Origin of the sequence: Collinsella sp. AF29-7AC (assembly GCF_003475665.1) — a bacterium.
In the GTDB taxonomy this organism is placed as follows: domain Bacteria; phylum Actinomycetota; class Coriobacteriia; order Coriobacteriales; family Coriobacteriaceae; genus Collinsella.
Window position 1 is genome coordinate 69470 of record NZ_QRQX01000004.1, and the last position, 22075, is coordinate 91544.

Here is a 22075-nt window from a genome sequence, read left to right on the forward strand (position 1 = left end):
AATCTCATGCAAGCACGGAGTATTTCAGGGAGACGCTGTCCTTTGTTGTGGCGAAGGGCGGCGTCTCTCTGGTGCTTGGGAGTCGTTGTTCAATTGGGCGACGGGCGTGCGCGCGTAATAAATAACCAACGTCGAGATGGGTCGTGATGATAATGGGCAAGTACGTAATCGTGGTTGAGTCTGGTTCGGATGTGACACCGGAGCTCTGCGAACGCTATGGCATCGTGCGTGTGCCCATGCATGTCACGATTGGTGACGAGACCGTCGAGGACGGCTCGATCGATCCGCTTGAGATTTATTCGCGCTGCAACGAGTTTGGCGTGATGCCCAAGACCAGCGGTTGCTCGCCGGCGGATTTTGCGCATGTGTACGACCGCATCCATGCCGAGCAGCCCGACGCGACCATTTTGCATCTCGCATATTCCGAGGCCACGACCTGCTCGCATCAGTCCTCCAAGATTGCAGCTAAGGGCCGCGACTACGTCTTCTCTATGGACACGCGTTTTGTTTCGGTTGGCCAGTCGCTCGTTGCCGTCGAGACCGCCAAATACATCGAGGCTCACCCCGATGCCACCGTCGATGAGATTTTTGCTTTTACGAACTCCGTCATGGACCGCGTGCTGCTGGGCTTTGTTCCTACCGACCTTGCCTTCCTTAAGGCGGGCGGTCGCTTGTCTAACGCCGCGTTCCTAGGCGCTCATCTGCTCAAGATTAAGCCCTGCATTGAGGTGACGGGTGGCAAGTTCGTGGCGACCAAGAAGTTCCGCGGCTCCATGCTCAAATGCGCCCGTGCCTTTATTGACCACATGGTTGCCAAGGGCGATATTGATTACTCGCACATTGGCTTGGCGTATTCGGTGGGCCTTTCCCAGGAGCTGCGCGACGACATGGAAGTCTATGCGCACGACCTGGGCTTTGAGGACGTTACCTGGACGCAGGTTGGCGGCGTCATCTCGAGCCATTGCGGCCCGACCGCCTTCGGCGCGGTGCTTACGCTTAAGGCGTAGGGCCTGGCGTCTATCGATTTCTATTGCTTCGGCGGCGGGCGGGTTGTGACAACCTTCCCGCCGCTTTTGCGTGGAGTCAAATAGGACGACCTAATTGACCGCTAAACCGTTTCGCCATCAGGCGTATGGGCTAGAATGGCTCTGGCATTTTAATTGACAAAAACCAAAGAGAGGCAAGGTTGCGGGAATGGCTGAGATGACGCTTGAGGGTGTGGATGCTCATCCCGAGGACTCTGCGTATGCCCTGGGTCGCGTGCATTCGATCGAGACGATGGGAACGGTCGACGGACCCGGCATCCGCTTTGTGGTGTTTGTTCAGGGCTGTCCCATGCGCTGCGCGTATTGCCACAATCCCGATACCTGGTCTGTTAACGGCGGCACGATGGTGACCGTCGAGCATCTCATGGACGAGTTCCAGAGCAACCATGAGTTCTACCGTAGCGGCGGCATTACCGTTTCGGGCGGCGAACCGCTCCTGCAGTCCGAGTTTTTGGCCGACCTGTTCCGCGTGATGCACAACAACCCCGATGGCCGCGTACACACCTGCCTAGACAGCTGTGGCTATGCATTTGATCCCAAGCATCCGGAGAAGTTCGATGCTGTTCTCAACGAGACCGATATGGTGCTGCTCGACATCAAGCATGCCGATCCGGTTGAGCATAAAAAGCTGACCGGTTGCGATCCTGCGCGCATCCTGGCGTTTGGCGATGAGCTTGCCCGTCGCAAGATTAAGGTTGTTATTCGCCACGTGGTGGTGCCGGGCATTACCGACACGGCGGAGGAATGCGAGAAGCTCGGTCGCCTGATCGCTCCATGGCACAACGTGGTGGGCCTGGAAATGCTGCCGTATCACACGATGGGTGTCGTCAAGTACGAGCAACTGGGGATTCCCTATAAGCTCGAGGGCGTGCCCCAGATGGATACCGCGCGCATGCCCGAGCTGCGCAACGCCGTCATGGCCGGCATGAAAAAGCGCCGTGCGGAGCTCAGGTCGGCCATTGGCTAACAAGCCCGTCCCAAATTGACTACCCTTTAAGATGTGCAACAAGGCAGGCTGGATTAGCGAGGATGGTTACTATTCGACATGCGATGCGGGCCTTATCGACATCGATGGCCGTACCTATGTCATGAGCGTCATGACATCGATGCCGTGGAGCGACCGCTCGAGCGAGGTTACGGCCGCGATTGCAAAGGCTCTGTTTGATACGCGAGCTGCACTGGCTTAGCGTGTTCGTTTGGCGAGGTCAAACAAAATGCTGATACCATACCGTGGTTGAGAATTTCGTATAGGTTTGGGGAATGGTATGGCTACCATCGCGATTATCGGTGCGCTCGAAAAAGAGATCATGCAGATTAAGGAAGAGCTGAGCGACGTTTGCGAGGCGCGGGAGGCAGGCTTGACCGTTGTGAGCGGTGAGCTCGACGGTCTGACAGTTGTCGCCACAACGGCGGGCATGGGCACGGTGAACGCCGCTGCTGCAACACAGCACCTCATTAGCAAGTATGCTCCGCAGGCCGTTGTGTTTTCGGGCATTGCGGGCGGTTTGAACCCCAAGCTCCATATCGACGACGTGGTCATTGGCAAACGCCTACGCTATCTGGATACCGATACCGCGCTTATCGCCGAGTCCGCACCGGGGCTCGAGGAGTTTGGCTCGACACCCGCGCTGGTCGATATTGCCGTCGACGTGCTTGCTGAGCGTGGGTTTGTTGATGCTTCGACAAATGCAGCCGCTTCGAACGAGGGAGCCAAACAATTTCTGGTCGGCACGATTGCCACGGGTAACCGCTTTGTGACGGGCGCCGCCATGCGCAATGACGCTATCGAGGCGACGCATGCCGATTGTGTCGGCATGGAGGGCGCGGCAATTGCCCATGTCGCAACCAAAAATGGTGTCGATTGCCTGGTGTTGCGCGCTATCAGCGATAATTGTGACGAGGCGTACGATGCGATTTGTGACCGCGAGTTCGATCTGTTCGAGTACGCGCGTGATGCAAGTGACATTACGCTCGATATCGTCCGACGCATTGCCTCTGCGCAATAGTGCGCCCCATTTTGTAAGAACCTACGACCAAGGAGTGTCCATGGCCGATTCCATTAACTATCAGCTTGCCAAGTTCGTCGCCAGCTACGGCAAGGTTTCGCAGATTCCCGAGTCTACCTGTCCCGAGGTGAGCTTTGTGGGCCGCTCCAACGTGGGCAAGTCCTCCATCATGAACAAGCTCTTCGGCCGCAAGAACCTGGTCAAGGTTTCGAGTACGCCGGGCAAGACGAGCAACATCAACTTCTTTGAGGCTGACGAAGTGCACTTCGTCGACCTGCCGGGCTATGGTTTCGCCCGTCGTTCCAAGGCCGAGCGCGATCGCTGGGCCGAGCTTATTGGCGACTTCTTTGACTCCGAGCGCAGCTTTAACCTGGTCGTATCGCTGGTTGACATTCGTCACGACCCCAGCAAGCTCGACCACGACATGATCGACTACCTACAGGGCAACGAGTTCAACTTTATCGTCTGCCTCACCAAAGCCGACAAGCTCAGCCGCACCCAGCAGGCCCGCCAGGCAGCAGCCATCAAAAAGCAGCTCAATGTCCCGGCCGAGAACGTAATCATCACAAGCTCCCAGACCGGTGTGGGCATCGACGAGCTCAAGCGCCGCATCGCTGAGGCTTGCCTCTAATCAGGTTAACCCCCCCAAAGCTCCTATCTATATCACCTCAGTGATAGTTATTGGTAAACTATCACTGAGGTGATATTTTTTGGAGGTCGCTATGGAGCTATGGCACGGGTCGGAGGTTGTTGTCGAACATCCATCGCTGGATAGATGTAGACAGTTCAACGACTATGGGCGTGGGTTTTATTGCACGCCACATGAGGAAATGGCGATGGAATGGGCATGTCGGACCGAGTCTGATGGCATTGCGAATCGATATGAGCTTGATTTAGATGGTCTTGCGATTTTGGATTTGGAATCAGGTGAGTTCTCGATTCTCAACTGGCTTGCAATTCTGGCGAATAACAGAGAGTTCAATGTCTCGACGCCATTGGCGCGCGAAGGGCTACGATTTCTACTTGATAACTGCCTGATTGATATTTCTTCATATGACGTTATTCGGGGCTATCGCGCTGACGACTCCTATTTTTCGTTTGCAAGACAGTTTGTCAGCGGCATGATATCGCTCAGACAGCTGCAACGTATCATGCGCTTGGGTGATTTGGGTATTCAATATGCTCTTATGAGCGAGCGCGCTTTTTCGGTGATTAGATTCTGCGATTGGAAGCAGGCTTCGGGGTCTGAGTTTTATCCCAAGCGTTTTGAGCGTGAGCAGAATGCTCGACGCAAATACTTGGATACGGTTAACGGGTTCGATTCCGAAGGTATCGACATTAGGGATTTAATGGCAGGGAGGGTTGATTTAAATGATCCAAGAGTTAACGGATTGTGGGCCGAGTAGGACATACCCCGTCTACTACCTCGAGGATGCAATGAACAACCTCGGTGACTGCTTTGACTATGCCGTCAATGACTATGGAGCAGAAGGATCTGAAGTTGCTGAACTCTTTTGTCTGAGCGGGGTTGCCCGCGAGTTTGAGCGTGGCAACGCATGGGTCGTATCGGGAAAATCGGGCGTTGAGCTGTTCGCACTGATCGCCGAAAGGTCGGGCTATGAAGCCAGGTCTATGCCGGACCGCACCTATCGATTTGAGAAAACACCGGAATACTGGACGGGCTGGATATTGGCGTATCTGCAGTGGCGCCTGGGAGAGTCTTTTGAAGACCTGCTGCATGTCGCTCCGTTTGATGTGCTGCATAACCTGTATCATCCCTGGCACGAAGCCTCGGAGGAACGTGTGACGCGTCTTATTTGCGACATGGCGAAGAAAACACCTCGTCAAACCAAACTGGCGCTAGCAAGAAAGCGGCTCAAGAAAACCCAACAAGACCTGGCATACGAATCGGGCGTATCACTCCGCTCAATCCAAATGTACGAGCAGCGCCAGAGAAACATCAATGAAGCTTCGGTAACAGGCGTAAGAGCCATAGCAAAAGCCCTCCACTGCAACATCGAAGATCTCCTAGAACCAGTCTTCGAATACAAAGAAACCAGCGCCGCCTAAACCAAGCACACAGCCGATGCCCGCCTCTAGGAAGTGCTCCAGCCTAGCAAGAGCCCCTACCAATAAAAAGCAACTATCAGCCCGGCGACTTTCCAGAGCGTAGGTCCCTGTAGCCGCCGCCAGCGAAGTTAACATAGGGGAGGCCAGGGGCTTTGCCCCCCAAATCTTTCCGCAGGACGACAGGACCCCCGCCGCACGAAGTGCGCAGCGGGGGTCCTGCCATGTCCGAGGACGATTTGGGGGCAAAGCCCCTGGCCTCCCCGGCGGGTATAAGGTACGGCGACTACAGGTATTCGATCTGGGCGCCTTCCGTGTCGCACGTCAGAATGTGCGTGTCACACTTGGGGAACTGTTCACGCAGTTTGACCTGTAGGAACTTTGCCACGATGGTGTCGTCAGTCACGGCCATGAGGGTCGAGCCCGAACCACTGATCCAGATGGTCTTAGCGCCGCCGTTAAGGCAGGTGTCGCGCACGGCGTTGTAGTCGGGGATGAGGCGACGGCGATACGGCTCTTGGATGCGGTCGTCGTTGGCGGCGGCAATCAGATCCAGGTCGCCGGTCTCCAGGCCGCGCGTCATGCCGGCGATGCGGCCCATTTGCCATACGGCGGTGGAGAGTGGAATCTCCTGCGGCACAACCTTGCGCGCCTCGCTCGTATGTACCTCGTAGGGCGGAATCACGGTAATAAAACGCAAGCGATCGCTCACCTCGTAGCGCAGGCACTGGGGGAGCGAATCGGTCGGAGTAAAGGAGCAGACGGCGCCGCCCAGGATGGCGGGGGCGACGTTATCGGGATGGCCCTCGACCTCGGTGGCAATGCGGACGAGCTCGGCGCGGTCGACGGTGTGGCCTGTCAGCGCGGCGGCGGCCATAATGCCGGCGACGACGCAGGTTGAGCTGGAGCCCAGGCCGCGGGCGACGGGAACGTCAGTCTGAATGTCGATGGCGACGGGGAAGGCCGGCTCGCCCCATGCGGCCAGTGCGTCGACAAAGCTCACGTAGACTAGGTTGTTCTCGTTTTGAAACTCCTCGGGGCAGCCCGTGATGGTGAGCTTGTCGGCGCGCTCGAAGGTGAAGTGCGAGTAGAGGCTGACGGCCATGCCGAGGGTGTCGTAGCCGATGCCTAGGTTGGCGCTCGTTGCTGGGACGGTGATTTTGATCATGTGAGTCCTCCTGGCGTGCCTGGCTGTTTAGTTCGCTGCTCGGGCAGTCCTGCGCAAGACGGAAAGCACATTAAGTGCTTTCCTTTGCGTGCGGAACTCGCGACGAACTAAACAGCCAGGCACGCTGTGCGCGTTCGTCATCATCCCGGGGATTATCTGATAAAAGAAGGTGCGCCGGCTTTCGCCGGCGCTTAATAAGGAATCTAGTTGGTGCTCATTCGTTTTGCTGCAGACTCGACGTAGCTTGCCATCTCATCGACGTCGCAGACGTCTTCGAAACGGACGGGTTTGGATTCGAGTTCGGCGAGCTGGGTCGGGGCGACCGTGTTGGTGGCCTGCTCGAGCACACGCATAGCCTCAAAATCATCCTCGGGAACGTCGAGCCCCAGGGCGTCGCAGCAGGCGCGTGGGAACTTGTAGGGGCTGGCGGTCGAAAGCAGCACGCGGGCCTTGGCGCCCTCGGCGGAAGCGACCTGCTCAAAGACGTGGTAGCCGCAAGCGGTGTGCGGGTCGATCACGTAGCCGTTCGCGTCCCAGCAGCTCTTGATGGCAGCGCGGACCTCGTCCTCGCTGGCCCAACCGCAGCCAAAGACGCTCTGAATCTTTGCCAGCAGTTCGGCGGGTACCTCGTAGCGGCCGGTCTGGGCAAGCTGCTCCATAAGGCCGGCAACGAGCTCACAGTCGCCGTCGGACAGGAAGTAGAGCATGCGCTCCAGGTTGGAGCTGATGAGGATGTCCATCGACGGCGAGATGGTCGTGTAGAACGGACGGTTGCGGTCGTAGACACCGGTGGTCAGGAAGTCAGCCAGCACGTTGTTCTTGTCGCTCGCGACGATGAGCTTGGCGACGGGCAGGCCCATGCGCTTGGCATAGTAGCCGGCCAGGATATCGCCGAAGTTGCCGGTCGGTACGCAGAACTCCACGGCGTCGCCGGCCTCGATGGCGCCGGCGCGCAGCAGTTGCGCATAGGCGGCAAAGTAGTAGACGACCTGCGGTACCAGACGGCCGACATTGATGGAGTTGGCGCTCGAAAGCACGGTGCCAGCGGCCTCCAGGCGCTCGGCAAGCTCCTTATCGGCAAAGATGCGCTTGACGGCGCTCTGGGCGTCGTCAAAGTTGCCGCGGATGCCGCAGACAGCGACGTTGTCGCCCTCCTGCGTGGACATCTGCAGGTTCTGGACGCGGCTGACCTTGCCCTCGGGATAAAAGACAGTGATGCCCGTGCCCGGAGCGTCGGCAAAGCCGGCAAGTGCTGCCTTGCCCGTGTCGCCCGACGTGGCGGTGACGATCATGATGCGCTCGGCGCTGCCGTCCTTGGCAGAGGTGCGGGCCATCAGGCGGGGGAGCATCTGCAGGGCGACGTCCTTAAAGGCGCTTGTGGGGCCGCCAAAGAGTTCCATCACATAGGTCTGAGGGGCATCGGCGCCCGGTGCGGCGTCGAGTTTGACGAGCGGCGTGACCTCTTCGCTCGCAAACGTGCTGCGGTAAGCCTCGTCGACACACGCCGAAATTTCTTCGGCCGTGTAATCATTCAGTAACATTCCCAACACATCTTGAGCGATTTCAAAGTACGATTTATCTGCAAGCGAGCTGATATCGAGTTGCTGGGTGCCCAGCTCGTCCGAGACAAACAAACCCCCGTCGGGAGCGATGCCGGTACGGATTGCCACCTTACTTGAGCACGATAAAGTGCTTCCTCGTGTACTATGATAAGTTCCCATATAACACTGCTCCTCGGATGCCTTGGTCCCAATCGGTGAAACCATGGTATCAGAGCGCGCAAAACAGGTTTGCAGAGGCTTTTAGAAAGGTAACCTCAAGCCCATGATTAAGATTGCCAAGTTTGGCGGCTCGTCGGTCGCCGACGCCGAACACTTTAAGAAGATCAAGGCCATTGTCGATGCCGACCCGGCCCGCCGTTTTGTGGTGGTTTCTGCCTGCGGTCGCCGCTTTAAGGGCGATACCAAGGTGACCGACCTGCTCTACTTGGTTAACGCACACGTTAAGTACCACGTGTCGTGCGAGGAGCTGCTCGAGGACATTGGCCAGCGCTATTTTGATATCGCTGACGAGCTGGAGCTCACCTATCCCATCCGCGAGGAGTTCGCGGCCTTTGCCGAGCGCGCCCGTTCCGGTGGCTACTCCACCGAGGAACTCGTGAGCCGCGGCGAGTACTTTACCGCCCGTCTGATGGCCGAGTACCTGGGCCTGCCGTTCCTGGATGCCGCGACGGTCGTGGCGTTCCATCATGACGGTACGCTCAGCATGAACCGCACCGCCGAGCTGGTGCAGGAGTACGGCCAGCAGGGCGGCTTTGTTATGCCCGGTTTCTACGGCGCGACGCGTGAGGGGCAGATCAAGCTGCTCGACCGTGGCGGCGGCGATATTTCCGGCTCGATTCTGGCCAAGTGCCTTGGTGCCGACCTGTACGAGAACTGGACCGACGTTTCGGGCTTCTATTCTGCCGATCCGCGTATTGTTCCCGAGGCTCAGCCCATTGCGCGCGTTACCTACGAGGAGCTGCGCGAGCTTTCGTACATGGGTGCAAGCGTCCTGCACGAGGAGGCCGTGTTCCCCGTGCGCGAGGCAGGCATTCCGCTGGTCATCAAGAACACCAATGCGCCGCAGGACCCCGGCACCATCATTAGCGAGACGGCTGACGAGGGTGAGGCGGAGCCTATCATTACCGGCGTGACCGGCAAGCGCGGCTTTGTCGCCATCAACGTTGCCCGCGACCGCACCAAGCCCCGTGTCGGCTTTATGCGCCGCGCGCTTTCGGTCTTCGAGCGCTATGATGTCTCCGTCGAGCACATGCCCACCGGTGTCGACCGCTTTGGCGCCGTGGTGCAGGAGCAGGACGTGCACGATTCGCTGTACTCGCTCGTGGGCGACATTCAGCAGGAGGTCGAGCCGCTCGAGATCGAGGTTGTCGAGGGCCTGGCGCTTATCGCGACCGTCGGTCGTAACCTGCGCGGCCGCGCAGGTATCTCGGGCCACCTGTTTGGCATGCTCGGCCAGGCCGGCGTGAGCGTGCGCATGATTTCGCAGAGCTGTGACGAGATCAACATCATTATCGGTGTCGAGGAGAAGGACTTCGACCTGGCGATTCGGACCATTTATCGTGCCTTCTCCGACGAGAACGGCATTGTGAAGGTCGCGGACCTGGAGGCTCCCGCGCCGGTCGATCCCGCCCCGGCCGCGCTCCACAAGTAGCTGCTATCCCAGTAGATTTTTTGGGACTTGCCTCAAAAACTACGGCGGGGCGTTTCGTTTCGGTTTCGTTTCGACGGGGCGGGTTTTGTATCCGCCCCGTTCTTGTATACACTGGCAACAATAATCGGCCTGCTCGGCGTGCGGGCAAAAGCCACAGCCTTTAAAGGGGGAAGCATGAAACAGTACACGGTTGCTATTTTGGGCGCGACGGGAGCCGTGGGCACCCAGATGCTCGAGTGCCTCAACGAGCAGGAGTTTCCGGTCGGCAAGCTCAAGCTGCTAGCGAGCGCGCGCTCTGCGGGCAAGACCGTCGAGTTCCGCGGCGAGCAGGTTGTGATTGAGGAGGCTTGCCCCGAGGCCTTTGAGGGCTGCGACATCGTGCTCGGCGCCGCCGGCGACGATATCGCCAAGGAACTGCTGCCCGAGGCCGTCAAGCGCGGCGCCGTCGTGGTCGACAACAGCCACGCCTTCCGTCTGGATCCCGAGGTGCCGCTGGTCGTGCCCGAGATCAACGCCGACGACATCAAGTGGCATCACGGCCTTATCGCCAACCCCAACTGCGCGACCATCATCGGCTTGGTTCCCACCTGGCCGCTGCATCAGCTCGCCGGCGTGAAGCGCATGATCGTTTCGACGTACCAGGCGGCTTCGGGCGCTGGTGCTCCCGGTATGGCCGAGCTTGAGGCCCAGCTGGCCGCCCTGGGTCGTGGCGAGGAGATTCCCGAGCCGCGCGCTTTTGCCGCCCAGCTGGCGAGCAACCTGATTCCGCAGATTGGCGGCGTCAAGGAGGAGGGCTTTACTTCCGAAGAGATGAAGTTGCAAAACGAAGGCCGCAAGATCATGCACCTGCCCGAGCTGCGCGTGAATTGCACCTGCGTGCGCGTGCCGGTGCTGCGCTCGCACTCCGAGAGCATTACGCTCGAGTTTGAGCGCGACATTACGGTTGAGGAGGCCCGTGCTGCGCTGGCTGCCGCTCCGGGCGTGAAGCTGGTTGACGATATGAGCGCCGAGGATGCGCACGATCGCTTCCCCATGCCGATGGACACCTCCGACCAGGACCTGATTTGGGTCGGTCGCGTACGCCGCGACATCTCGAACCCCGAGGCTGCGCGTGGCATCACCTTCTGGTGCTGCGGCGACCAAATCCGTAAGGGCGCGGCAACCAACGCCGTCCAGATCGCCAAGCTGCTCTGCGAGTAGGTTGACCTGTCCGGCGGGGGCCGGGCTTAGTTTTCAGAACGTCCTCGACCATGTGTGGCGCCTTGTCCTGCTCCTTCGGAGCTGCGGACAAGGCGCCACACTGGTCTGCGGAGTGTTCTGAAAACTAAGCCCGGCCCCCGCCTGCGGCGACGCTGCTGCGAGCGGTCTGCGATGGGGCCGTTGTTGGTTGGGGCCGCTGGGTTGATGTGGGGGCGCGTGGTTGTTGCGGGCCCTGGTCCCGGCGGCGGCCTCGGCGCTTCGCGTCTGCCGCCTGGGTCTACTGCGGGGCCGTGGCGGCAGCGGCGGCGCTTCGCGCCTGCTGCCTGGGGTGACTTTGGGCTTGGTGCGAATTGAGGTCTAATACTTTTCCCGTGAAGTGAACGACCTTATTTGGACCCCCGAAGCATTGGCATATTTTGACCGCTATTTCCTGCGGTTTTGCAACGCGAATCCTGCTGTTTTGCGGTCTAAAGGTGTGGATGCTCCGGGACTTCGTTTTTACTCGTTCACTTCTCGGGAAAGTATTAGAGCTCGGCTGACAGGGGTACCGCTCTGGCGTCGATGCCCTGCGTCTTTTTCGCTTGATTAGGGAAAACAGTCTCGCTTAAGCAATTGCGAGCCCGCCCAGACGTATCTGCGGGGTTGTCTGCACAATTCGCGGTATTATGTTGCGGAGTTTTGAAAGGAGCCGCTGGTGGTCACGACGACATTTGCTTCGCCTTTGGGCGAAATCTTGCTTGCCGCTGATGGCCGCGGTCTGACGGGGCTTTGGTTTGAGGGGCAGGAGCACTTTGGTTCCACGCTTCTCCGGGAAGACTCCGAACATGTTGAAGGCGCCGACGCGGTTTCCGGTACCGGTGGCATGTCGTCGGCGAGTCCGGCAAATGGTGTGGCCTCTTCGGTGCTTGAGCGTTCTTGGGCTTGGCTGAATGCTTATTTTGCGGGGCAGGAGCCTCGGTATACGCCGCCGTTGCATTTGATTGGCACGGCGTTTCAGCGTGAAGTCTGGTACGAGCTGCTTTCTATTCCGCGTGGCGAGGTCGCTACGTATGGCGAGATCGCCCAGCGTGTTGCGGCTCGACATCGTGTACCGGGAAACGAGGACCCCGTTGTGTCTCCTCGTGCGGTGGGGGCTGCGGTCGCTCGCAACCCTGTTTCGATTATTGTGCCGTGCCATCGCGTGGTTGCCGCCGATGGTTCGCTCAACGGATATGCCGGCGGCCTCGACCGTAAGGAGTGGCTACTGCGGCTTGAGGGCGCGTACGAGGAATAGCGCTCGGGCACTTTGCATAGCCAAGACGCCCTGAAAGAACGAGTCGCCGTCCTTTCGCGGTCGGCATGCGTCCAAGTGCTCAGCATCTGCGCCTTAAGTTTGGCTAAGCCATATTCTGCGCATTTAAAAACGTGCAGGTTGAGCAGCTAGGGCTGCGCTAAGGCAGCTGGCGGTGCGCTATCATCGGCAGTATCGAAACCTGTATAGCCGTGCGCCAAAGGAACAACTATGAAGCTGATGCTTGCCGAGGACGAACCTGGCCTCTCCCGCGCCCTCACCGCGATTCTTCAACATAGCGACTACGAGGTCGACACCGCCCTCGACGGTCTGACGGCGCTCGAATATCTGCTTGCCAACGACTATGACGCCGCAATTTTGGACATCATGATGCCCAGGATGGACGGCATCGAGGTGCTCAAGCGTACACGCGCCGCCGGTAAGCGACTGCCCATCATTATGCTTACGGCCAAAAGCGAGGTGTCCGATAAGGTCGAGGGCTTGGACGCCGGCGCCAACGATTACCTGACTAAGCCGTTCGCCGCCAAGGAGCTACTTGCTCGCATTCGTGCCATGACGCGTGCCGCCACGGCAATTGACGCCACGACGCTCAGCGTGGGCAACGTGCGCCTCGACACGGCATCGTGCACGCTTGCGGGTCCCTTGGGTGAGGAGCACCTGGCCAATCGTGAGTTTCAGCTTATGGAGCTCTTTATGCGCAACGCCGGCACGCGTATGCCCACCGAACGTCTGATGCTCGAGGTTTGGGGCGAAGACGCGCCCGAAGGCGCCAATGTGGTGTGGGTCTACATCTCGTACCTGCGCAAAAAGCTGACGGCACTGGGTGCCGACCTGGCCATCCGCGCGTCGCGCAACCAGGGATATTCGCTCGAGGTTGTCGAGGAAGGAGAACGGGCGTGAGCGTGCGCACGTGGTGCAAGCGCATGGCGGCGAAGCTCGGCATGGGTGTGGGCTCGGGTAATCCGGGGCGCGCCGATGCTGCCAGTGCAATGGGCCGTCGCCTGCGTCGTAAGTTCATCCTCGTTGCCATGGGCGCTGTGACCGTGGTGCTCACGCTCATCATCGCTGGCATCAACATTGTCAATTATTCGCATGTTTGCAAGATGGCCGATGCACGACTGGACTATATCCTGGCAGGCAAGGATGGCATTGATGGGGAGGACGAGCCTAAGACCGGTCCCGGTCAGGATGCGGTTGCCGGCAAGGTTGCTACCGGTAACCGGGCGGCCGTTCGCGATGTGCATTTTGAAGGCATGACGGCGGAGTCTCCCTTCGACACGCGCTACTTTACGGTGTCGATTGCCGGCGGGCAGGTGACCGATGTCAACACGGCCCGCATTGCCGCGGTAGGTGCCAAGCGTGCCGCCCGCATCGCTGCAGGACTATATTCCAAGGGTTGGACTTCGGGCTTTTCTGGCAACTACCGTTATACGGCTACGGTTCAGGGCGACAAGACAACCTATGTGTTCGTGGACTGTTCGCGCGAGCTTGCAAGTTTCCATTCGTTTTTGAGCGCGAGTGTGGCAATCAGCTGCATTGGCTGGCTGGCGGTGCTGGCAATTGTAACGGTCGCCTCGGGTGCGGTGATTCGGCCGATGGTCGAGAGTTATAGCAAACAGAAGCGCTTCATTACCGATGCAAGCCACGAGATCAAAACGCCGCTGGCCGTGATTGACGCCGCCAACGAGGTCCAAGAGATCGAGAGCGGCGAGAGCGAGTGGACGCAGAGCATTCACGAGCAGGTCGCGCGGCTGACGGCGCTCACGGAGCGTCTGGTGTTCCTGGCGCGTATGGACGAGGGTTCGGCCGGCTTTACTATGGCGACGATTGATCTTTCGGAGGCCGTGGACACGGCTGCGACGCCATTTGAATCGGTGGCGGTTTCGCGCGGAAAGCGGCTGTCGACGTCGATCGCGAGCGGTGTGCGGGCCCATGCCGATGCCGCGGCAGTGGCGCAGGTTGTTGAGCTGCTGCTGGACAACGCCACACGCTACGCAAGCGAGGACAGCGTGATCGAGCTGAGCCTGCGTGCCGTTTCGCGCGGTGCGGGCAAAGGCTCGGCCGAGCTTGTCGTATCGAATGCTGTTGATGAGCTGCCCGAGGGCGACCTGGACCGGCTGTTCGACCGCTTCTATCGTGCGGACGTGTCGCGCAGCTCCAAGACAGGTGGCTCGGGCGTGGGGCTGTCCGTCGTGCGCGCCATCGCCGAAGCCCATGGCGGATCCGCCACCGTATCCGGCCACGATCATCAGATCACCTTCACCGTCCGCCTCTAAAACCTGCCAAAAAGGGACAGGTTTATTTTGGCAGGTTTTATCTGTGCAGACGGCAGCGGAGGCTGGCGGTGATCGGCGCCATGAACGCCACCGACCCAAATAAACGCACCTCTAACTGCTAAAATATGGACATCGTTGTTCGGCTCCCGAAGGAAAGGAGACGGTCATGCAGTACGAGATCGGCGGAGGGGCTTTCCCGGTTGTTACGTGCAACCTTAGCGACGGCGAATCCATGATCACCGAAAGCGGTGCCATGGTCTGGATGACCCCCAACATGGAGATGTCCACCTCGGGCGGTGGCATAGGTAAGATGTTCTCTAAGGCTTTTTCGGGTGAGGCGTTGTTCCAAAACATTTGGACCGCGCACGGCGATGGCATGATTGCGTTTGGCTCTTGCTTCCCCGGCCGCATTATACCGATCGAGATTGGCCCTGGTAAGAGCTGGATTTTGCAGAAGCGTTCGTTCCTTGCCGCGGAAAGTGGTGTTGAGCTGAGCATCCACTTTAACAAGAAGGCAAAGACCGGCGTCTTTGGCGGCGAGGGTTTTATCATGCAAAAGCTCACGGGCTCGGGTATTGCCTTTGCCGAGATCGACGGCGACCTAGTTGAGTACGAGCTTGCTGCTGGCCAGCAAATGATTGTAGATACCGGCAACGTGGCCGGCTTTGAGGAGACGGTGAGCATCGACGCGCAGATGGTCAAGGGCGTCAAAAACATCATGTTTGGCGGTGAAGGCGTGTTTAACACTGTGCTCACCGGTCCGGGGCGCATCTGGCTGCAGACAATGCCTATTTCCAATCTTGCGCAGCAGTGGCTTCGATGACCAACAACAATAACTAATCGTGTATAGGATGACGCGCGCGGCGGGCCTGGCCTGTCGTGCGCGTTTTTTGGTGGCAAACGCCCTGTTTATCGGGTGCGGCTGTGCTCCTGCAGTGCATAGATCGACTTATCCATGTTGAACAGGTAGGCCACGACGCAGACAATAAAGAACGTCGGCAGACTGCTAAAGCCAAAGACCTCGCAGCCAATAAAGATGGGCGCGAGCAGCGTGTTGGTGGCGCTGCCAAAGACGGCGGCGTATCCCAGCGCGGCGCAGAGCTCGACGGGCATGCCGAGAATTCCGGCGAGCACGACACCCAGGCTGGTTCCGATGGAGAACAACGGCGTCACCTCACCACCTTGATATCCTGCGGCAAGCGTGGCGATGGTGAGTGTGAATTTGAGCGCCCAGTCCCAAGGCATGATGGTGACCTTGCCGTCACCGTTGAGCGCCGCCGATATCAGGTTGGTGCCAAGGCCGCAGTATCGCCCCTGCCACAGCACGAACAGAATCGCCGACAGCGCAAGGCCCATAACGGCAACGCGTATGTAAGGGCTGGGGAGCAGCCGCGCTGCAAGGGTCTTGGCATGGGCAAGGCACCAGGCAAAAGCTCCACCTACCATACCAAACGCGATACCCAACAACGCCAGTCGTCCAAGACCGGGGAGGTCGAGCGCATACGAGGCGGTAACGGCGACCTCAAACTTCTCGAGCCCCAGAGCGCCGGAGGTCATGCTTGCGGCGAGCGAGGCTGTAAGCGCGGGAAACAGCGCGCGGTATTCCATGCGTCCTGCGACCAGTACTTCGATCGCAAAGACCGTGGCGGCGAGGGGCGTTCGGAAGAGTCCGGCAAAGCCGGCGGCCATGCCGATAAGCAAAAACGTGTTGCCGGGTTCTCGGAAAGGTAGACGTCGGCCGATCCAATGCGAGACGGTTGCGCCGATCTGCACGGCTACGCCTTCGCGTCCCGCGCTGCCGCCAAAGAGATGCGTGGCCCACGTGCTCAGCATAATGAGCGGCACCAGACGCGGGGAGATGGCGTCCTCGCGTCCGTGACCTACGTCGAATACTAAGCTCATGCCCCGATCGGTGCCTTTGCCCCAGGTGCGGTAGGCAAATACGATGGCCAAGCCCATGAGGGCGAGGAAGGGAAGGAGCAGGGTGATGTGCTCGTCGCGGAGGGCGCCGATTGCCAGGAGCACGCGACCAAAGAGGGCACAAATTGCACCGACGATGATGCCAATAGGGATTCCGACGGCACCCATAAGCATGAGGCCGCTATAGGTGTTGAGCAGGCGTTTGATTCTGCTCGATGCACTGTTTTCCGACACTTCTCCTCCAAAACAAAAAAGACTCCTGCCGCGGCGTGATGCCCAAAGGACATCACGTAACAGCAGAAGTCATCAGCAACAAGGCGGTTTAGGGCGACGCGATAGTTTGGCTGGCGCGCCCAACGGAGACATTCATTCCGCAGCGGCATCATAGCGGCGGGCGTGGTTTGGGTCAAATGGTTGTGCTGGACGTCCCCAGCGCCCGCCTTCGCTCCCCGTTTCCCAGTATAAAACCTGCCAAAATGAACCTGTCCCTTTTTGGTCGGTGCGAAATGGGTAATACTAAAGAGTTATCCGACCAGATGGGAACCGATCGATGGCCTATATCGAATTCAAAGATGTCATCAAGGCATACGGCGAGGGCGACGCGCGCATTCACGCACTCGACGGCGCGAGCTTTACGGTTGAGCGCGGCGAGCTCGCTATTATCCTGGGCGCTTCGGGCGCCGGTAAAACCACGGCCCTCAACATTCTGGGCGGCATGGATACGGCGACCTCCGGCACCGTGACGGTGGACGGACGCGACGTGAGCTCCGCCAACGAGGCGCAGCTCGTGGAATACCGCCGCGCCGACGTCGGCTTTGTTTTCCAGTTCTACAATCTGGTACCCAACCTGACGGCCCTCGAAAACGTCGAGCTCGCAGCTCAGATCTGCCCTGATTCGCTCGATGCCGAACAGACGCTTCGCCAGGTCGGCCTGGGTGAGCGCCTCGCCAACTTTCCGGCGCAGCTTTCGGGCGGCGAGCAGCAGCGCGTGTCCATCGCCCGCGCGCTGGCCAAGAACCCTAAGCTGCTCCTTTGCGACGAGCCGACGGGTGCACTCGACTACAAAACCGGCAAGCAGATTCTGCAGCTGTTGCAGGACACCTGTCGCAAGCAAAGCATTACGGTCATTATCATCACCCACAACTCCGCGCTGGCGCCCATGGCCGATCGCCTGATTCGCTTTAAGAATGGCCGCGTGGAGAGCGAGACGGTCCAGCAAAATCCTGTGCCTATCGAGACGATCGAGTGGTAGCGCCCATGGACCAGGATCGCCAAAACAGCCAACGCCGCGACGCGCAGAACACGGAGCGCGAGCAGGATTTTACGACCTACCGCACTGCCCAAAGCTCAAACGATATGGTGCCGATGGTTTTTCGCCGTGGCATCTACCGCACGATTCGCGGCAGCCTCAAACGCTTCCTGTCTATCGTCGTAATCACGGCGCTCGGTGTGAGCGTTATGTGCGGCCTCAAAGCGGGGTGCGAGGACTTGTGCGATTCGGTCGACGCTTACTTTGACCAGCAGAATGTTTATGACATCAACGTGCAGTCGACCTATGGTCTGACCGATGACGATCTTGCTGCCATTCAAGAGGTCGATGGCGTCGAGACGGCCGAGGGCATCTACACCGAGACCGCCTACACCGCCGTGGGTACAACGCGCGAGCGCGTGGTCGTGCAGAGCCTTTCCAAAGAGAATATTGACCAACCGGTGCTAGTACGCGGCGAGCTGCCCGAGACTTCGGGCGAAGTGGCAGTGACCTCACGTTTTTTGAAGGCTTCGGGCAAGAAAATCGGCGATACGGTGAGCTTTGCCGCCAACGATGCGAGCTCGTCGAACCAAAGCGCCAAGGACCAGTTTGCCGATGGGGACTACACCATCACGGCCGAGGTTCTCGATCCTACCGACGTGAGCTCCGACTCGACAGTCAACGCCTTTCGCGCTGCTTCGACTGCGGACTACAAGTTCTACGTGAGCGAGGATGCCGCGACATCTTCTTCCTACTCCGCTGTCCACGTGGTCGTCGAGGGAGCCAAGAGCCTCAACTCCTATTCGGATGCCTACTCGGCAAAGATCAATGAGGTCAAGGGCAATATCGAGAAGATCCGCGAGGAGCGTGAGAAGGCGCGCGCCCAGGAGCTGACGGTCGACACACCGGCGAGCTTGGACGCAGCTGAGCGTCAGGCGAATATGGTCTTTGGGATCGAGCAGGACAACATCAATCGCATGGCCGAGGGCAGCGACGAGCGTGCGCAGGCGCAAGCCGACCTGGACCAGCGCCGTGCCGCCGCCGACCAGCAGTTTGCCGATGCCCGCGCCGAGCTCTCTGACCTGGGCGAATGCACCTGGTACATCCAGGACCGCGGCAATATCGCAAGCTACTCGAGCGTTGAGAGCGATAGCTCGTCAATTGAGGCCATTGCCACGGTGTTCCCGTTCATCTTCTTTATCGTCGCCGTGCTCATCAGCCTCACCACCGCCACGCGCATGGTCGAGGAGGAGCGCACGCTCATTGGCCTGTACAAGGCGCTCGGCTATTCGCGCGGGCGTATCCTGTCCAAATATGTGGACTACTCGCTGTGGGCGTGTCTGATCGGTGGCGTGCTCGGCAATATCATCGGATTTGTGGGTCTGCCGCTGTTCTTGTTTACGGTGTTCGACGACATGTACTCGCTGCCCCAGATGTTGCTTTCGTACGACATCGTGTCATCACTCGTGTCGGTAGCGCTGTTTGCCGTGGGCGTGGTGGGCGCCACGATTATCGCCTGCCGCCACGAGATGGCTGAGACCCCAGCCTCGCTCATGCGCCCCAAGGCCCCGCGCGCCGGCTCGCGCATTCTGCTCGAGCGCATTGGCTTTATCTGGCACCGCATGGGCTTTTTGAACAAGGTCGCTGCACGCAACCTGTTCCGCTACAAAAAGCGCGCCTTTATGACCATCTTTGGCATTGCGGGCTGCACGGCGCTTGTGATTTGCGGTATGGGCATCCGTGATACGTCGGTCGCGCTGTCGCCCAAGCAGTACGGGCACATCACACGCTACGATTTGCTGGCGGTCGCCAATCCCGATGATTTTTCGCAGACGTGCGCGGCGTTGGATGAGCGCAGTGCAGCCAAGGATTCCGACGTGACCGTGACTTCGACGCTGCCGATTATGACCGACAACGTTACCTTTACATTCGGCGGAAAGAGCGAGACCGTGCAGCTGATCGTGGTGCCCGATGACCGCACGAACGACCTGGATGACTACGTGCGCCTAGAGGACGAGTCCAAAGAACCGCTCGCCCTGCGTGACGGGGATGTGTATTTGAGCAAGAGCTCTCAGCTGGTGCTGGGGATCAAGCCGGGCGATACGGCACACGTCCAGGATTCGTCGCTCAATGTTGCCAAGGTCAAAGTCAGCGACATCTCGCTCAACTATCTGGGCAACACGCTTTACATGACGCAGGGCACCTATGAGCGCGCGTTCGGTCGAAGCGCACGCCTCAACGGCGTCTTTGTGCTGCTTAAGGGCTCGTCGGCCGACCAGATTGCGTTTAGCAAGAAGCTTAAGAGCGACGGTTGGCTCACCATCTCGAGCACGGCCGAACATTGGCAGAACTACGAGGCGAACTTTGCGATCATCAATTCGGTCGTGGTGCTCGTGACTTTTATGGCGGCATGCCTGTCGTTTGTGGTGGTGTTTACGCTGTCCAACACGAATATCTCCGAGCGCGAACGCGAGCTGGCGACCATCAAGGTGCTGGGCTTCCGCCGTGGCGAGGTGCACCATTACGTCAACAAGGAGACGTTGATCCTCACGGCAATTGGCGCCGCGCTGGGCGTGCCACTGGGCGGCTTGCTGGCCGAGAGTTTTACGTACATTTTGCAGATGCCGTCGCTGTACTTTGACGTCGAAGTCGAGCCGCTAAGCTACGTGCTCGCCGTGGTGCTTTCCTTTGGCTTTACGTTTATCGTCAACCTAGCCACCAATCGTACCCTCAACAAGATCGACATGGTCGGCGCCCTCAAGAGCGCCGAGTGACCTGCCAAAAAGGGACAGGTTTATTTTGGCAGGTTTTATCTGCGCAAACGCCGGACAACCATTAGGTGGCCCGGCGTTTGCCCCGTTTTGCTGGGGATGTCTGTCGTTCAGTGCTCTTACTGGCCAATCCAGTGTTGCGCATAGCTCTTAATGTCCTCGGTAAAACCGTCAAGGTCGTCAAGGGTGATCACGCTGTCGATAAGCAAATTGGCTATCTCGCGGTGCATTGTGCTGCGGCGAATGTCGTTTGCAATTACGCCTGAGGACAGCTTGTCTCTATTGAGGCGCTCTTCTAGTGCCCAAAATCTACTGGACGCTTCACTGTCGCCGTTCAGTATCTCAACATACTGGCCGATGAGCTTTTCCATATAACGTTCTTGCCATTGAGGAAGCATTTTCTTGAACAGCTTCCAGTCGCTTTCGGCTACGTCGCGCATATGTCCTCCGCTCGTCAAACGGGCTTTCCATTTGCCTTTCATTCTATTTGGCTTTCGCTCACAGGCGTGGATGAGAGGCTCTCTTTAGCCTTCGAGATTGGGCCTGAATGGGTGGTTTAGGCCTGTTTGCGGTGCTTCCATTGTTTGCGGCACCAGCGCATGAGCGCCTTTATGACGGGAATCGTGATGAGGATGATCCATGCAGGATGGGGCTGTCCCAAACAGAGCCACATGTAGAGGAACCAAGCGATGGCGGCTGCCGGGTAGATGGCCTCGATCAGCTTAGACAGGTGGCGCCGATCGATGAAGTCACCAATCGCGTAGTAGACGGGAACCAAAAAGACGAGGAAAAGCCCCATGCCCCATGTGCCGTAGACAATGCCGAGCACCAGATAGGCGAGAGTGACAAGTGCGGGGAAGGGGAATTTGTTCCATGCACGTCCGACCTTGGTGTGGAAATGCTTGCCATGATGGTCGAGCTTGTCGTGTGCTTCCTTCCAGCTGGAAAACGTCTCGCCGTCGATGGTGACGGTGCCGTCGTCATTGGTGCGTACGCTATGTCCATCGTCCTCAAGCGTATCGATATGCACGCCGTCCGGCCCCACATGCACCTCTTCGCCCTTGCGCTCGTTGGTCACATGGATGCCGCTCCAACCAACATGGACTTCCTCGCCTTTATTGGGATCAATGACGTGGATACCGCGCGCGAGGGAAATATCGACAAGTGGCTTATCGCTGCAATCAGCGTGCTCAGTAGAAGCCTCAGCCTCTTCAGCCTTATCTGAAGCTTTGGTGCCGGCGTTGCTGTTCTGCGCCTCATCATCAGCCTGTGAGTCATCAGCGCTAGCCACCGCCTCCCCATACAGCAGCTCATCCAGCGACACGCCATACAGCGCGGCGAGCGCAATAAGGTTATCGGTATCGGGCGAGGATTCGCTGCGCTCCCATTTACTGACAGCCTGACGACTCACACCCAGCTGGGCGGCAAGCGCCTCCTGAGAAAGCCCGGCAGCCTTGCGGCGATCAACGAGCCGCTGCGCCATCGCAAGATCCATGGTGGTTCCTTTCGTTTGATGGTCGAATCGAATGAGCCGAGTATGCCGAGAACAACCGGTAGCGACCACCATTTCTAGTTAGAATCTGCCCCAACCCTACCGCAACTACCGGTAGCAATCCCTAACGACCAGCCATTTCAGGACAAATGTCAGTGCTACTCTCAGCTAAGAGCCTGCAACATCCCAAAATCTCAGCCCACGCACTTGCAGCAAGAAGACGAATAGCCTCGGCCTCCCTAGTTACCGCAGGAGGCCCCAGGGCTTTCCTCCCAAATCTTTCCGCAGGACGGAAGGACCCCGCCGCGCGAAGCGCGCAGCGGGGTCCTGACATGTCCGAGGACGATTTGGGAGGAAAGCCCTGGGGCCTCCGATG

General features: G+C 58.9%; 20 protein-coding genes. 15 read left to right on the forward strand and 5 right to left on the reverse strand.

The window, feature by feature from the left end; translation table 11 throughout:
• Window positions 1-152: 152 nt before the first annotated feature.
• From DWZ15_RS02545 to DWZ15_RS02575, 7 genes are all read left to right on the forward strand, one after another.
• Entirely contained in the window at window positions 153-1007 is an 855-nt protein-coding gene (locus tag DWZ15_RS02545; RefSeq protein WP_118449262.1) for a DegV family protein, read from the forward strand.
• Between the two features lie 187 nt (window positions 1008-1194).
• Window positions 1195-2013 carry a pyruvate formate-lyase-activating protein gene (pflA, locus tag DWZ15_RS02550; protein ID WP_118449179.1) on the forward strand — a complete coding sequence of 273 codons (819 nt, stop codon included), beginning with the start codon at window positions 1195-1197 and terminating at the stop codon, window positions 2011-2013.
• 31 nt (window positions 2014-2044) lie between these two features.
• Entirely contained in the window at window positions 2045-2233 is a 189-nt protein-coding gene (locus DWZ15_RS02555; RefSeq protein ID WP_118449181.1) for a hypothetical protein, read from the forward strand.
• A gap of 78 nt (window positions 2234-2311) precedes the next feature.
• Window positions 2312-3052: a 5'-methylthioadenosine/S-adenosylhomocysteine nucleosidase gene (mtnN, locus tag DWZ15_RS02560; protein WP_118449183.1), complete on the forward strand. Its 741-nt coding sequence runs from the start codon at window positions 2312-2314 to the stop codon at window positions 3050-3052.
• A 40-nt stretch (window positions 3053-3092) separates the two neighbouring features.
• Window positions 3093-3683 carry a ribosome biogenesis GTP-binding protein YihA/YsxC gene (yihA, locus tag DWZ15_RS02565; RefSeq protein WP_118449185.1) on the forward strand — a complete coding sequence of 197 codons (591 nt, stop codon included), beginning with the start codon at window positions 3093-3095 and terminating at the stop codon, window positions 3681-3683.
• Window positions 3684-3774: 91 nt separating this feature from the next.
• The gene (locus DWZ15_RS02570) at window positions 3775-4458 is read left to right on the forward strand and encodes a DUF3990 domain-containing protein (protein WP_117648279.1); all 684 of its coding nucleotides are present in this window, start codon (window positions 3775-3777) and stop codon (window positions 4456-4458) included.
• Between the two features lie 31 nt (window positions 4459-4489).
• Window positions 4490-5122 (forward strand): helix-turn-helix transcriptional regulator, encoded by a 633-nt coding sequence (locus tag DWZ15_RS02575; RefSeq protein ID WP_117806736.1) that lies wholly within the window; start codon window positions 4490-4492, stop codon window positions 5120-5122.
• Between the two features lie 283 nt (window positions 5123-5405).
• On the opposite strand, the gene thrB is transcribed toward DWZ15_RS02575, so the two are convergent.
• Both thrB and thrC read right to left on the reverse strand, forming a co-directional pair.
• Window positions 5406-6287, reverse strand: coding sequence for a homoserine kinase (gene thrB / locus DWZ15_RS02580; RefSeq protein WP_006234874.1), 882 nt, complete (start codon window positions 6285-6287; stop codon window positions 5406-5408).
• 203 nt (window positions 6288-6490) lie between these two features.
• Window positions 6491-8008, reverse strand: coding sequence for a threonine synthase (gene thrC, locus DWZ15_RS02585; protein WP_118449188.1), 1518 nt, complete (start codon window positions 8006-8008; stop codon window positions 6491-6493).
• Window positions 8009-8111: 103 nt separating this feature from the next.
• Here thrC and DWZ15_RS02590 point away from each other — a divergent pair, with 103 nt between their 5' ends.
• The 6 genes from DWZ15_RS02590 to DWZ15_RS02615 all read left to right on the forward strand — a co-directional run bounded on the left by DWZ15_RS02590 (window position 8112) and on the right by DWZ15_RS02615 (window position 15090).
• Complete coding sequence (locus tag DWZ15_RS02590; RefSeq protein ID WP_118449190.1) at window positions 8112-9500, forward strand: aspartate kinase; 1389 nt, start codon at window positions 8112-8114, stop codon at window positions 9498-9500.
• A 174-nt stretch (window positions 9501-9674) separates the two neighbouring features.
• Window positions 9675-10700, forward strand: coding sequence for an aspartate-semialdehyde dehydrogenase (locus DWZ15_RS02595; protein ID WP_118449192.1), 1026 nt, complete (start codon window positions 9675-9677; stop codon window positions 10698-10700).
• Window positions 10701-11394: 694 nt separating this feature from the next.
• A complete protein-coding gene (locus tag DWZ15_RS02600; RefSeq protein ID WP_233544609.1) occupies window positions 11395-11973 on the forward strand; it encodes a methylated-DNA--[protein]-cysteine S-methyltransferase in 579 nt (192 codons plus the stop codon).
• A 228-nt stretch (window positions 11974-12201) separates the two neighbouring features.
• Window positions 12202-12891, forward strand: coding sequence for a response regulator transcription factor (locus DWZ15_RS02605; protein WP_118449196.1), 690 nt, complete (start codon window positions 12202-12204; stop codon window positions 12889-12891).
• Window positions 12888-14267, forward strand: coding sequence for a sensor histidine kinase KdpD (locus DWZ15_RS02610; protein WP_118449198.1), 1380 nt, complete (start codon window positions 12888-12890; stop codon window positions 14265-14267). The genes DWZ15_RS02605 and DWZ15_RS02610 overlap by 4 nt, the downstream gene beginning before the upstream one ends.
• 166 nt (window positions 14268-14433) lie before the next feature.
• Window positions 14434-15090, forward strand: a complete 657-nt coding sequence (locus DWZ15_RS02615) for a TIGR00266 family protein (RefSeq protein ID WP_118449200.1) — start codon at window positions 14434-14436, stop codon at window positions 15088-15090.
• A gap of 86 nt (window positions 15091-15176) precedes the next feature.
• On the opposite strand, the gene DWZ15_RS02620 is transcribed toward DWZ15_RS02615, so the two are convergent.
• Window positions 15177-16421: a chloride channel protein gene (locus DWZ15_RS02620; RefSeq protein WP_199580012.1), complete on the reverse strand. Its 1245-nt coding sequence runs from the start codon at window positions 16419-16421 to the stop codon at window positions 15177-15179.
• A gap of 316 nt (window positions 16422-16737) precedes the next feature.
• On the opposite strand from DWZ15_RS02620, the gene DWZ15_RS02625 reads away from it, so the two are divergent.
• Together DWZ15_RS02625 and DWZ15_RS02630 are read left to right on the forward strand one after the other, a co-directional pair.
• The gene (locus DWZ15_RS02625; RefSeq protein ID WP_117798254.1) at window positions 16738-17439 is read left to right on the forward strand and encodes an ABC transporter ATP-binding protein; all 702 of its coding nucleotides are present in this window, start codon (window positions 16738-16740) and stop codon (window positions 17437-17439) included.
• A 5-nt stretch (window positions 17440-17444) separates the two neighbouring features.
• Window positions 17445-20210: an FtsX-like permease family protein gene (locus DWZ15_RS02630; protein WP_233544610.1), complete on the forward strand. Its 2766-nt coding sequence runs from the start codon at window positions 17445-17447 to the stop codon at window positions 20208-20210.
• Window positions 20211-20326: 116 nt separating this feature from the next.
• Here DWZ15_RS02630 and DWZ15_RS02635 read toward each other — a convergent pair whose 3' ends face one another.
• The gene (locus tag DWZ15_RS02635; protein WP_117635687.1) at window positions 20327-20647 is read right to left on the reverse strand and encodes a multidrug transporter; all 321 of its coding nucleotides are present in this window, start codon (window positions 20645-20647) and stop codon (window positions 20327-20329) included.
• 116 nt (window positions 20648-20763) lie between these two features.
• On the reverse strand, window positions 20764-21702 hold the full coding sequence (locus DWZ15_RS02640) for a helix-turn-helix domain-containing protein (RefSeq protein WP_117563855.1): 939 nt from the start codon (window positions 21700-21702) through the stop codon (window positions 20764-20766).
• Between the last annotated feature and the right edge of the window lie 373 nt (window positions 21703-22075).